Below are 12,801 nucleotides of genomic sequence, written 5' to 3' on the forward strand. Positions count from 1 at the left end.
GGTGGTCATCCGCTCCGTCCAGGCGGGCCGGTTCCGGTAGCAGAATTCCGGATCGAAGAAGCGGATCTGCTGCATCTTCGCCTCGCCGTAGGACATCTTCGCGGCGACCGCCGGCGTGGGCTTGACCAGCTTGTTGGTCGGTCCCCAGTAGACCGCTTCGGCGAACACCGCTTGCAGCTTGGGGTCGATGGTCAGGTCCAGGAAGGCCTGGGCGATCTCTTTGTTCTTGGTGCCGGCGACCAGGGCCGCGCCCTCGGCGGCACCGAACGCTTTCTCCGCGGGGAAGACGTAGTCGATCGGGTAGCCCTGGGCCTTCATCGTCTCCAGGTAGTAGTCGAATTCCGTTGCCGCGATGGTGTCGCCGGTCTTCAGCATCGGCGCCCAGTCGGTCCAGAACACCGTCAGCTTGTTCGGCCGCAGCTTCGCCAGTTTCGCGAACCCTGGATCGACGTTCTCCGCGCTGCCGCCGGCCAGTTCCGACGCGACGATCACGAAGGCCGGCATCTGGCTGTGCGCCGGGGCGGCGAAGGCCAGCTTGCCGGCGAATGCCGGGTCCCACATGTCGGCCCAGGCCTTGGGCGGCGTCTTCACCTTCTCGGGGTTATAGGCGAGCACGTAGGAAATCAGCGTGCTGGCGACCAGGCCGACTTGACCCGCCGGCGCCTTGACGGTCTTCGCCCACTCATACAGGTCGGCGTAATTCGGCAGCGCTTTCTCGTCGGCATATTCCAGCACGCCGTCGTGCAGGCCGCCGACGATCGATTCGTCCGTGCCGTAGAACACGTCGGCGCTCTGGTTGCCTTTCTGCGCCAGCAGCTTGTTGTAGCGTGCGCCGAGGCCGCCGATGTCGAAGGCGAGCTTGGCGCCGGTCAGCTTCTCGAATTCCGGCGCCAGGTGATCGCGCAGCCCGTCCGACGTCACGCCGCCCCAGGTCGATACGGTCAGGGTCGTGCCTTTGCCGATCGCCGGCTGCGCGAGCCCGCGCCGGGCGGCGGTCCCGACAGTGGCCGCGGCCGCGAGCCGGAGGGCGGAGCGGCGGGAGAGTAACGTCATCAAATGCCTCGCAGGTGGTCAGGGTCGCATCGGTTGCCGGGGCCGTAACAGGCTGCCGGCGGACCACGCAAGAGCCGTGCCGGCAACGCAAGGGCCGTGCCGGCAACGCAAGAGCCGCGCCCGCCGGGCAGGAGTTGCCCCGACGGGCGCCGGCGGTCCCGATCCGGCACATCGGAAGGACCGGATGAACGTCACGCGGCTTGTTCCGTCGGCAGGTATCCCGCGGCGGTTTCCTATGGCGTCTGCCGCAGGAACCGGTCCACCAGCCGGAACGGTTCCGCCCGGTCTGCCCGCAAATGCGCCCCCTGGCGATTCCGGGCGCCGGAGGTCAGGTAGAACCGCTCGTACTGCTCATTGCGGCTGGCGAGCGCGCTGCCGGCGAAATCCCAGCCCAAGCGGAAGAGTCGTGCCCTTTCCTCCGCCGAAACGTCGCCGGCACCCCGCAGATAGGTATCGATCAGCGGCCGCAGCGACGGATCGGCGAAATCCGCCGCCGCCGGCGTCGCCAGTACGTTGTGCGAGCCGATCAGGCGGATGATCTCGTTCACCCGCGGGAACCAGTACGGCAGCATGGCGCGCAGCGCGTCCATCGGCCGCCGATCGAGAAACCAGGCGCCGTTCCCGTGCTCATACGCCCCCGTTTCACCTGCAACCACGGCCGCTCGGGTCATTTCGGCATAGGTCCAGATCTCGCCCAGCATCTGTTGCGTGTTCGGGTCATTGGCGCCGATCGCCTCGGCCATCCGCGTTGCGATACCGTAGGCGAATTCCAGCTTCGTCCATGCCCTGATCATCGTCTGCTGCATCGCGTTGCCGCGCCAGCTCGTCGACATGACGGTGTTGTAGACGGCGAGGTTGCCGTCGACGAACACCCGGTGCCGCGGCACCTCGACATTGTCGAAGATGACGAACGCGTCCTGCTCGTCGAAGCGGGCGGACAGCGGATGGTCGAACAGGCTGCCGGGACAGGAGACGCTGTCGCGGCAGATGAACGTCAGCCCGGGCGTCGCCATCGGAATGCAGAACGACAATGCGTGACGCGCCGACGCGTTCGGCATGGGCTGGCTGGGATAGACCGCGATCTCGTCGGCGAACGGCGCCAGCGTCGCCAGCACGCGGGCGCCGCGGACCAGGATGCCGTGTTCCGTGTCCTCCACCTTGTGCAACTGCGTGACGTCGAGGCCGGTGGGAACGTTGCCTTTCGATTTGTCCGACATGGCGTGGATCAGCGTATGCGTCAGGCTCAGGTCGCGCCGCCGCATCTCTTTTTGGAACGCCACCAGGTTGGCGGCGCCGGCTTCGTTGCCGTTCGCGCCCCATTCGTCGGACCGGCCGGCGAACCCGGCGTAAGTGACGTTCATGTAGTCCGGCGTGCGTCCCATCAGTCCGACGGAGAACTCCGCCACCCGCCGCAGCGCCTTGTGCCGCAGTGCGAGGTCCGCCTTCGAACGGGGGATGATATGGCTGACGGCAATGGTCTCGCCGTTTTCTTCATCGGTCGTCAGGCAGTCGTCGGGGTATTGGTGCTGCAGGTCGTAGACCGCCGCGACGGATTCTGCTGCCCCGCGCAGCGCCGGATGGTCCAGCGGGTCCGTCACCTTCCGGCCGCCCAGCCAAAGCTGCCGGTCGTCGCGCAGGCCACGCAGGAACGCGGCGCCGGTTCGGGCAGGCATGATCGATCCTCCGCTGTTGTCGTTGGGGCAGGTTATACCAGGCGGCGCTGATCCTGACCCGCCCCGTCTTGACCCGCCCCGTCTTGACCCGCCCGTCTTGACCCGCCCGTCTTGGCGTTCGCTTCCCATAATGCCATTTCAAACCGAGGAGGGCCCCGATGATGGCGCATTACCACTATAAGATCGTCCAGCATGACGGCGGCTGGGCCTATATGCTGAACGGCACGTTCTCGGAGACGTTCCGCTCGCACGACGCCGCGCTGGCGGCGGCGCGGCGCGTGGTGCGGGAACAGCACACGCCCGGCGAGACCACCACGATCGCCTATCAGGACGCCAACGGCACCTGGCGGGAGGAACGTTCGGAAGGCGGCGACCGGCCCGAGGTCGATGTCCAGGATTAGCCGCCGGCGTCCAGGTGCGTGGCGATCAGTCGTGAGAGGTAAGGGGCGCGATGAAATCGTCCTCGGCCTGCACGCCGACCGTGGGGACGTTGGCGGTCACCGCATCGGTGACCTGAACGACGTCGGGGCTGCGCTCCCAGTCCGGGCGGATGACGGAATCGGCGGTCGGATCGGGCACCGCCGGGTCGAATGCCGGTGAGGTCAGGATATCGATCAGCACCGCGACGACCGCGTCGCGTTCCATCCCGCGCGCCACGGCGTCGCGCACCAGCGCCGCCACACGCGGATACAGGTCGTCATGGATCGGGGTTTGCTCCGGCATGGCGCGCTCAGTATCCCGCCGCTCGGTCGACCACCTGCTTCAGCGGCTTGCCGTCCAGGTAGGCGCGCAGGTTATCGACGAACAGCCGAGCGACGATGGTGTCGCGATCGGGGTGCGGGCCGCCGATATGGGGAAGGACCATGATGCCCGGCGTCTTCCAGAACGGATGGTCCGACGGCAGCGGCTCCTGCCGGAACACGTCCAGCACAGCGCCGGCGATCGTCTTGGCCTTCACGGCGGCGATCAGGTCGTCATCCTTGATCAGGTGGCCGCGGCCGAAATTCAGCAGCCAGGCCGTGGGCTTCATGCGCGCAAGCTTCGCGGCGTCGAGGAAATTGTCCGTGGCCGGCGTGGCGGGCAGCAGCAGCAGCACGTAATCCGACTGCGCCAGCACCGCGTCGGTCCGTTCGGTCGGGAATACCTCTGCGACATGGGGAAGCTTTTCCACCCGCCGCTTGGTGCCGATGACGCGCATGTTCAGCGCACTGGCGATGCGCGCGACCTCGCCGCCGATCTCGCCCAGGCCCAGGATGCCCAGTGTCTTGCCGTTGATCGGGGGGGCGACGATGTGCGCCCAGTGGCTGTCCTTCTGCGCCTCCACGCAAGCCGGGATCGGCTTCGTCACATACAGCATGGAGGCGATGATGTTCTCCGGCATGGACTCGCGATGGGTGCCGCGGGCACAGGTCAGCGTAAGGTTGGGCGGAAGGTCGGGCAGCGCCAGCCAGGCCTCGACGCCGGCCGTCATCGCCTGCGCCCATTTCAGCTTCGGCATTTTCGGCAGCAACCCGGGCGGCACGTTGGCGACCATCAGCGCCTCGGTCTCCGCCAACTGCTGGGGCGACAGCGCCTGCTTGCGGGAGACGGTTTCCAGCGCGACGCGGTCGCTCAGGCCTGCGGCGGCCATCGCGTCGACATAGGGCTTGGTGTTGTCGGTCCAGAGCAGAAGACGGACGGCGTTGCGCATGCGGACAGCTCCAGAAATCGGTCGGCCGCTAAACTGCGGCTTTCCGTGCAATCAGGCAATCCGGCCGCCGACACGCGACCGGTCCGGTGTCCAACCAAACCGGCGCGTCAGCTTTTTCCGGCATAGCTCTTCGCCATACCTTCGGCCGGCTCCGCCTGCGGGCCGAACGGCATGATCGGATACCGCAGCCCGGCTTTCGACAGCCCCTGCAGGCCGGTGACGGCGCGCTGCAGGTCGGCGGGCGGGCAGGCCATCAGCATCTCATCATCCGCAACGCCGCCATAGCGCCGTTCGGCGTAGCAGGGGATCGACAGGCTGACCTTGCGGTATTTCAGCGCGCTGCCCCAGCTGTCGGCGCAGGCGCTCTCGCCGGTGATGGAGAAGTCGTAGCGCTGGTAGTTGCGCCATTGCAGCCCGTTGATGAACAGGATCATCTGCGCCGGATTGCCGTAGAACAGGCAGATGTCCGGCGGGTCCAGCCGTCCGGTCCGCAGCGGCGAGATCGCCAGGCCTTGCCAGCCGTCCGGTGACACCCGCGGCATCTGCAACTGGTGCTGCGCGGCGGCCTCCCGGCTCTCGAACCAGACGCCTTCCATCTTGCGGCCCGAGGTATAGATCTCGCCCGGCGCGTCCAGGCCGATGACGCTGCTGCAACTGGAAAACGGCGGCACGTTCTCGGTCGTGATGCCCAGCGTGAAGCCGGCCATGCGCGATTGCGTGACGAGTTGGCAGGTGGAGAACGTCTTGCCCTTTGCCGGACGGCGCAGGCCGGGGACGGCCTCCATCTCCGCCTTGTCGGCGAACAATTTCATGCCGATCGGGAATGTCCGCAGCCGCAGCAACTGGTTCAACTGCTCCGCCAGCTCGGCGACCTGCCTGCCGGTGAGTCCCCCGGTCTCCTGACCAGCGGGTTCGGGCATATCGTTCATGGCCGTTGTCCTCCTGTCCGCGCAGTCTGGCACGCGGGCCTTCCGGATCAAAGCCAAAGGGGGCAAATCCGGCCGATTACGGCAGCAGCCGCGCCAGCCTGTCGAACTCGGCGATCGTCAGCGTCTCCGCCCGGCGTTCCGGCGCGATATCGGCCTGGTGCAGCAATGCCTCGCCCCCCAGCGACCGCAGCGAGCCTCGCAGCATCTTGCGCCGCTGGCCGAAGGTGGCCGCGGTCAGCCGTTCCATCCGGGCGAACAGGTCCGGTTCCGGCTGGGCCGGATGCGGGACCATCGCCACCACCGCCGACCAGACTTTCGGCGGCGGCGTGAAGGCGGCAGGCGGGATGCGGGTCACCATCCGGGTGTCGCACAGCCACTGGCTCAGAACCGACAGCCGCCCATAGGCGGCGGACGCGGGCGTGGCACAGATCCGCTCCGCCACCTCCTGCTGGAACATCAGCGTCAGCCGCTCAAAGGCTGCCGCGCGGCGAAGCCAGCCGACCAGCAGCGGGGACGCCACGTTGTAGGGCAGGTTGGCGATGATCTGCCGCGGCGCCGGCGTCAGACTGGCGCAATCGATCCGAAGCGCATCGGCCTCGATCACCCGCAGCCGTCCGTCGGCCGTCTCCGCCAGTTCCTGGATCGCACCGATCGCGCGGCGGTCGAGCTCGATTGCTGTCACCGACGCCGCGTTCGATGCCAAGATCGAACGGGTCAGGCCGCCCGGGCCTGGTCCGATCTCGATGACGTGGCGGCCGGTCAGGTCGCCGGCTTCCCGCACGATGCGGTCGGTCAGGTTGCCGTCGAGAAGGAAGTGCTGGCCCAGGGCATGGCGAGCGTTCAGGCCATGCCGAGCGATGACGTCCCGCAGGGGGGGCAGTTTCGGCGGCGATCCCTGTGGGGGCGGGAATGCCGCCCCGCCGGTGCTCACACGCCGCGGTCCCGCAGTTCGATGTTCGCGTTCCGGTGCAGGTCGCGCATCATCTGCGTGGAGATCGCTTCCAACCGTTCATTCAACATGCTGCGCTCGATGTCCTGGGCGCTGACTTCGCCGATATTCTTCTCATCGCGGGTGCAGACGGTCAGGACCGCGATGCCGTCGCGCGACACAAGGGGTTCGGTGGGCTTGCCCAGGGGGATGGTCGACAGCAACTGCCGGAACGCCGGCGGATTGACGGCGTCGACGCGGATTTCCCCGGGATCGGATGGCCGGTTCGGAGGGTTGTTGGCCTTGGCATAGGCCTCCATGTCCGCGCACCCATGCACTTGGGCGATCGCGGCGTGCGCTTTCGTCAGGGCTTGGCGCTGCTGGTCCGTCGGGTTCCGCGGGTCGGTCAACGGTGCGGTGAAGGGGAAGAACGCCTGGCGGACGGTGACGACGGTGGCCATCTCGTTGCCGATCTGCCGCTTTGCCTGCAGGTTGACGATGGACAGGCCGCCGGGCACCCGGATGGGGTTGCTGATCGCGCCGACCGGCATCTGGGTGACGACCTGCGCGACGCCGCTGTCGAGCTGGTTGGGCTGCACCCAGCCGACCTCACCGCCGTCCAGGGCAGCCTGGGTCTGGCTGAACTGGGCCGCGACGATGGGGAAGGGGGCGCCCGCCCGCAATTGCTTGATCACCGTATCGGCGAACCGTTCCGCGTCCGCCGTGTTGTCGGGGTTGTCGACCGGGATGAAGATTTCGCCGATCCGATATTCGGTCTTGCCGACCTGCTGCGCTTCAAGCTGCTGCTGGGCCTTCACGTCCGCGGGCGTGATGTGGATCTTGTCCGCAGCGGCCTGGCGCAGGATCTGGGTCCAGGCCAACTGTGCGCGGATCTGGTCGATCAGCGTGCGGTTGCTGACGCCGTCCGCCGCGAGCTTCTGCCGCAGCGCGCCGGCGGACATGTTGTTGCGCGACTCGATCTCCTTGATCGCGGCGGCGATCTGCGCGTCGGGGACGACGATCTTGCGTTTCTGCGCTTCCTGCACGCGCAGCCGCTCATTGATGAGCTGGCGCAGGATCTGCGGCCGCAGCCGGTCGATCACGTCCTGCGTCAGCGGCAGGCCCGTCGATACGGCGAACAGCCGGGCGCGGTTCTGGATGTCGGCCTCGCTGATGACGTCGCCGTTGACCACCGCGGCGATGCGGCTGGTGTCGGCCAAGGGCGCCGCCGCCGATTTCGCCGCCGGCGACCGGACCGCCTGGGCGGCGTTCGCGGCCGGCGCCAGCAGGCACAAGCCCAGTAGTGCGCCGGCCACAGGGATGAGCCGCCTGGCGGCGCGGTTCGCATCAAGCGAGGCAGATGAAATTTCGTGCATACTTACAACGCCCGATAGCCGAACTGGCCGATTGTCTTGAAGGTGAGGAGGAACAGGACGGTCGTCGAACCGTTATCGCCGTCCAAACTAGTGTAGCGCCGATAGAACCGTAAATCAAAAATGAAACATTCATCTTCGTAGATAGCGTCGGCTCCCCAAGCGACCATCCGATTGTTACTGACGTCACGTCGTGCGTAGCCATTGAACCGGTAATTGCCAACCCGGGAGTTGACGCCGAACGAGACTTCGTTGCGGGGGAAGTAATACGGGTTGCCGGAGGGCGGCGGCGCCACCTGATCATAATACGTATACGGATTGAAGTTCGTATAAATATACCCTGCGTTGACGTTGAAGCTCGGTACGCCGACGGTCGCGACCGCGTCGGCGAAATGCGTCGCCAGCGAGCTCTTGTCCAGCCGCGTCCGATAGGTCAGGTCCAACCAACGGGTCGGCGCAAAGCTGAACCGCGCGACGATGTCCGAGACCTGGTCGTGTAGGCCTGAGGCCTCGGGGAACAGGTTGTCCTTGTTGGTGCGATAGGATTGGCCGACGAGCCCATCGAAGGTCGTGCCGCCCAGGTACCAGGCGCCATGCATCGCGACATTGACGCGCGACCCGCCCTCCAGCCGGTCGATACCGGGGAAACGATTGAAACCGAACAGGTTCGCGTCGGTGAACTCGAAATCCAGGCTGTCTTCGTTCGGGTATTTCGTCAGTTGGCTGTCGCCGGTCTGCGGGGCCAGGATTACCTGCACGATCGGCTCGATCAACTGCGTCCCCCAAGCGCCGCCATCGCGGGCGAACGGCCAGCGGAAGTCCAGCCCCAACTGCGGCAGCGCCCGCGTCGTGTTGGTGTATTTGTTGTCCGAATAGACCGGAAGTTCGTTGAGCCGGGACGCGTCGTACGCGGCCGCGTCGCCATGGAAGGTGATCTTCCATTGATCACCCAGGGCCCCGACGAAGGGAATCGAGTACTCCGTCGTCAGGCTGGCACGCCGCGTGTTCTCGCCTTCGCTGCGGATGACGTTGAAGTCCATCGTCGAGACCGACCACCGGCCGCCCAGCGAGTCGGGCGTGCTGACATAATTGTATTCATAGCGCGGCAGCACGACCGGCAGGGACGTGCTGTTCAGCGCGCCCGTCAGGGCCTGGTAGAACTTCGAGTCCAGTCGGGCGTAGGAACCGTCGCCGAACCCCTCCACGTAAATCTGGCTGTTCAGGATACTCTGGTCGCCGCCCCCCAGCCCGGTGGTCAGGTGGAAATCCCGCACATAGTCGGACGACGACGCACGGTTGATGACGAACCCCCAGCGCCAGGTATCGTCCCAGGCGAACTGGCCGGTGGCCGCGATCGACCCTTGCGGAGAGTTGTCGACGTAGCCGCCGGACAGGTTGAGGTCCAGCACGCCGGCATTGAAGCGGCGCCGATACTCGGCATCGAGCTGCGGGCCGGCGCGGGTCGTCATCATCGGTACGAAAGTCGCGTCCGACTGGTTGTCGATCACCCAATAGTACGGCTGTGCAAAGAACGCCCCGATATTCGACGTCGTGCCGAGCAGGGGAGGCAGCAGGCCGGATTCCCGCTTCACCGAGGGGTCGGCGTTCCAGAAATAGGGGAAATAGGCGACCGGGATGCCGTCCATTTCCAGTGTTGCGTTCCGATACTCGATCCGCTTGTGTTCGGTATCCTGCACCGCCGAAGACGCCTTGATCTGCCAGAGCGGCGGCTTCGTCGGGTCCTTGGCGCACAGGTTGCAGGTCGTATAGACGACCTTCGACAACTCGTTGATCGCGCCGCCGGTGCGTTGCGCGCCATTCGCCGCGAGCCTGCCGTTCTGCTGCAGCAGCGCCCGCATGTCCTTCAGGATGCCGTCCTGCATGTTGTTCCGCATTTCGGCATAGTCGGCGAACATCACCTCGCCGTCGGGCTCCATCAGCACGACATGGCCGGTGGCGGCGGCGACGCCGGTGTTGCGGTCGAAGGTGACCTTGTCGGCCCGCAGGATGTGGCCGTTCTGCCAGGCCTCGACATGGCCGGTCGCGGTCACCAGTGCGTTGTTCTTGTCGTACTGCACCGAATCGGCGGTGAAGGTCACCGGCTCATTCTGGGTGGGAGCCGGGCCGCCATGGTTGCCGGTCAGCGTCGAAAGCTGCGCCCGAGCCGGAAAGGGGCCGACGGCCACGGAGCCGAAGCAGAGGATGACGAGGCCGGCGAATAGAGCGCGCGAGCGGCAGGCAGGCGGAACCAGCATCCTCAGCCATCTTCCATGTGCAGCAACAGGGCGACCGAAAACAGCAAACCCGCCCCGGCCGGCGCCCAGGCGGCCAGTACGACCGGCAGCGTGCCGGACTGGCCGATTTCCTCGGCGACCTTCGATATGACGAACAGGGCGAAACCGGCGGCGACCCCGCTGCCGATCATCTTCGCCACGCCGCCGCGCCGCGCCGGACGCATGGAGAACCCGGCGGCCACCAGCGCCATCGTCGCCGACAGCAGCGGCAGGGCGAGCAGCGCCTGGAAATGCAGCCGGTGACGGATCGAGGAGAACCCGGACCGGTCCAGCAGGGCGATGAAGCCCGGCAACGCCCAGACCGACAGCGTGTCGGGGGAGGCGAAACTCTCCTGCACCCGGCTGACGGTGAGGTCGGTCGGCAGGTTGATCTCACGCGGGGCGTCGGGAAGCTGGTCGGCCTTCAGCGACCGTGCGTTCTGAAGCTGCCAGTAGCCGGATTCGAGCCTGGCGCTCGTGGCGTCGATGCGCGAGAGGAACTGGTCCTTGTCGTCGAGCCGGAAGACGCTGACCTGCTGTGCCGTCAGTTGGCGGCGCTTCAGCGCCACGGACTGGGCGTGGATGATCGCCACGCCGTGCGGCGCCAGCGCATGATCGGCCTGGCGCACCCAAAGTTGACCGCCGTTCAGTGCCAGCGGTCCGCCCCCCGCATCAAGCCAAAGACTCTCCAGCGTCTCCGCTCGGCTCAGCATGACCGAGGAGACCGGGCTGATGACCGCGGTCGCGATGACCCCGAACAGCGCCGCGCACATCGTCGGGGCGGTCAGGAACTCCCACGCCGAGATCCCCGCGGCCCGCGCGACGATCAGTTCGGAAGAACGGGTCAGGCGCCAGAAGCAGAGGATGCCGCCCAGCAGGATCGCGAAGGGCAGGATCTGCATCGCCACGTACGGCAGGCGCAGCGCGGCGATCTGGCTGACCATGCCGAAGCTGACCTCGGGATGGCTGGCGGAGCGGCGCAAAAGCTCGATGAAATCGAACATCGACACCAGGCCGGAGAGCGCCAGCAACATGCCGGTGACGCTGAACGCGAACTGCCGGACGATGTAGAGCGAGAGAGTGACCGCTGCCGTCACGGCCTACACCGTGGCCGCGGCGGTACGGGGCTGTCCGATGCGCACCGACCGGGTCCTGATCGACGGCAGCAGCAACAGCCAGCAGCATATGAGGCCGGGCAGGGTCGCATGCAGCCAGAGCAGGAAGATCAATCGGTTGTCGCGCGCCGCGACGGTGCCGAAGGCAAGTCCCACTGCCAGCAGTCCGACCATCACCCCGATCGTCACCATCGGCCGCATGATGTTGCCGTGCCGCCGGAACTGGCCGCCAAGGGCGGAAAACAGCCCGATCATCGCATAGGACAGCGTGGTCAGCGGGGCGGTCAGGCGCTTGTGCGCCTCGGCGATCCATTTCCCGCGGTCGCGCTCCAGCAGCGGATGAGGGTGCAGCAGGGCGGACAGCGAGACTTCCGACATGTCCGGCACCCGGGTGCCGTCGTCCTTGGTGGCGTCGGCCAGGTCGATCTGGTTCTGCTTGAAGGTCAGCGTATCCAGGCGTCCGGTCTGGTGGTCGATCACCTGCCGGCTGCCGTCGATCAGCAGCACGCGCGGGCCGCTGGGTCCTTCGACCAGGCGTCCGCGCTCCGCCAGGATCGTCGCATGGGCGGTCGGGTCGCGTGCGTCGTCGACCAGGATCCCGCGCAGCGTGCCGTCCGTGTCGCGGGAGCGGATATAGACCGTCAGCTTGTCCGACAGGGGCGTGAAGACGCCGTCCTGGAGCAGGAAGGCGGCCAGCCGGTTGCGGATCTCCCACTGGTACTGCCGGAAGGAGCGCATCGATTCCGGAACGCCCCAGAGGCTCAGGCCGTAGCCTATGACGGTCACCAGCACCGCCACCGCCAGGGCCGGCTTTGCCAATGCCCAGGGCGACAGGCCCGCGGCCCGCATCACCGTCAGTTCCCGGTCGCTCGCCATGCGCTGATAGACGAACTGGATCACGATATAGGTCGTGATCGGCAGGATCACCGCAATGAAGCTGGGGATCAGCAGGGAGGTCAGGCGGAGGAACACCATGAGCGACAGGCCGCGATTGACCACGAGGTCAACGAACCGCAGCGATTGGGTAAGCCAGATGAGCGCGGTCAACCCGCCGGTCGTGACCAGAAGGGCAACAAGAACCTGGCGGAAGATATAAATATCCAGCCGGGACACGAGCTTGCCGGAGCGCATGCCGCTTTCTGCTCCGGGCGTGCCTGTGATGCAACCTGACATTTCCGCGCATACGGGCGGTGGAACGGGTTTGACAGCAAGGTGAGCCGCCGGATCAGCCGGCATGGATTCGTGTCAAGCGGGCGGTGTGGCGCACGAGACCGGGCAGCCGAGCGGCGCGGAGCACCCAGGGCTGCAGGGACGGGGACAGGAACGCCGCATGCAGTGCGCCGGACAGCCGCATCTGCCTGGCCAGGGCCTGGCGCAGCGCTGCGTGGAAGGTCCGGGCGTCGCGCCCGGCCAGCCAGGCCTCGGCCGCGGCGCGCCCGCTATGCAGCGCGATCGCCAGACCGTGCCCGGTCAGCGAAGGGATGACCGCGGCCTGGTCGCCGAGGCGGAACAGGCGGTCGGCGCCGGGCGAATGGGCGCCGGCTTGATGGGCATCGGGGCGATGGAGAAACCCGTATGGCACGCCGGCAACGGCGAGCGGCCTCGGCAGGGCCGGCCGGGAACCGGCCAGCAGCGCCGCGAATCGCGGCGACCCGCGGCGGATCGATTCGATCAACCGGTCCCATGTCCCGCCAAGCGCCTGGAAGTCCAGGTGGCGAACCGCGATGCAAAGGCCTGTGCGATCCGCTTCCACCGGCTGAAACCCGG

At 66.9% G+C, this 12,801-nt stretch carries 12 protein-coding genes; 1 reads left to right on the top strand and 11 read right to left on the bottom strand.

The annotated features are described in order from the left end of the window. Together VHB27_RS03205 and VHB27_RS03210 are read right to left on the bottom strand one after the other, a co-directional pair. Window positions 1-1,053: ABC transporter substrate-binding protein (locus tag VHB27_RS03205; RefSeq protein WP_325597481.1), on the bottom strand; the 1,053-nt coding region annotated here is incomplete at its 3' end. 233 nt (window positions 1,054-1,286) lie between these two features. Then, window positions 1,287-2,726, bottom strand: coding sequence for a 4-hydroxyphenylacetate 3-hydroxylase family protein (locus VHB27_RS03210; RefSeq protein ID WP_325597482.1), 1,440 nt, complete (start codon window positions 2,724-2,726; stop codon window positions 1,287-1,289). A gap of 158 nt (window positions 2,727-2,884) precedes the next feature. Here VHB27_RS03210 and VHB27_RS03215 point away from each other — a divergent pair, with 158 nt between their 5' ends. After that, on the top strand, window positions 2,885-3,127 hold the full coding sequence (locus VHB27_RS03215) for a DUF2188 domain-containing protein (RefSeq protein ID WP_325597483.1): 243 nt from the start codon (window positions 2,885-2,887) through the stop codon (window positions 3,125-3,127). A 25-nt stretch (window positions 3,128-3,152) separates the two neighbouring features. Here the strand turns inward: VHB27_RS03215 and VHB27_RS03220 are convergent, their stop codons facing one another. The 9 genes from VHB27_RS03220 to VHB27_RS03260 all read right to left on the bottom strand — a co-directional run. Further along, on the bottom strand, window positions 3,153-3,449 hold the full coding sequence (locus VHB27_RS03220) for a hypothetical protein (RefSeq protein WP_325597484.1): 297 nt from the start codon (window positions 3,447-3,449) through the stop codon (window positions 3,153-3,155). 7 nt (window positions 3,450-3,456) lie between these two features. Continuing rightward, window positions 3,457-4,416, bottom strand: coding sequence for a D-2-hydroxyacid dehydrogenase (locus VHB27_RS03225; protein ID WP_325597485.1), 960 nt, complete (start codon window positions 4,414-4,416; stop codon window positions 3,457-3,459). A 107-nt stretch (window positions 4,417-4,523) separates the two neighbouring features. Next, on the bottom strand, window positions 4,524-5,345 hold the full coding sequence (locus tag VHB27_RS03230) for a DUF169 domain-containing protein (protein WP_325597486.1): 822 nt from the start codon (window positions 5,343-5,345) through the stop codon (window positions 4,524-4,526). A 76-nt stretch (window positions 5,346-5,421) separates the two neighbouring features. Then, window positions 5,422-6,276, bottom strand: a complete 855-nt coding sequence (rsmA, locus tag VHB27_RS03235; protein ID WP_325597487.1) for a 16S rRNA (adenine(1518)-N(6)/adenine(1519)-N(6))-dimethyltransferase RsmA — start codon at window positions 6,274-6,276, stop codon at window positions 5,422-5,424. After that, window positions 6,273-7,589 carry a peptidylprolyl isomerase gene (locus VHB27_RS03240; protein WP_325597488.1) on the bottom strand — a complete coding sequence of 439 codons (1,317 nt, stop codon included), beginning with the start codon at window positions 7,587-7,589 and terminating at the stop codon, window positions 6,273-6,275. Before VHB27_RS03240 ends, rsmA begins: the two co-directional genes overlap by 4 nt. A 62-nt stretch (window positions 7,590-7,651) precedes the next feature. Further along, on the bottom strand, window positions 7,652-9,901 hold the full coding sequence (locus VHB27_RS03245) for an LPS-assembly protein LptD (RefSeq protein ID WP_325597489.1): 2,250 nt from the start codon (window positions 9,899-9,901) through the stop codon (window positions 7,652-7,654). A 2-nt stretch (window positions 9,902-9,903) separates the two neighbouring features. Next, entirely contained in the window at window positions 9,904-11,016 is a 1,113-nt protein-coding gene (gene lptG, locus VHB27_RS03250) for an LPS export ABC transporter permease LptG (RefSeq protein WP_325597490.1), read from the bottom strand. A 3-nt stretch (window positions 11,017-11,019) separates the two neighbouring features. Next, complete coding sequence (gene lptF / locus VHB27_RS03255) at window positions 11,020-12,165, bottom strand: LPS export ABC transporter permease LptF (protein WP_325597491.1); 1,146 nt, start codon at window positions 12,163-12,165, stop codon at window positions 11,020-11,022. A gap of 94 nt (window positions 12,166-12,259) precedes the next feature. Then, the coding region (locus tag VHB27_RS03260) for a hypothetical protein (protein WP_325597492.1) at window positions 12,260-12,801 on the bottom strand (542 nt) is incomplete at its 5' end.

Source organism: Rhodopila sp., assembly GCF_035548235.1.
Taxonomy (GTDB): Bacteria; Pseudomonadota; Alphaproteobacteria; order Acetobacterales; family Acetobacteraceae; genus Rhodopila.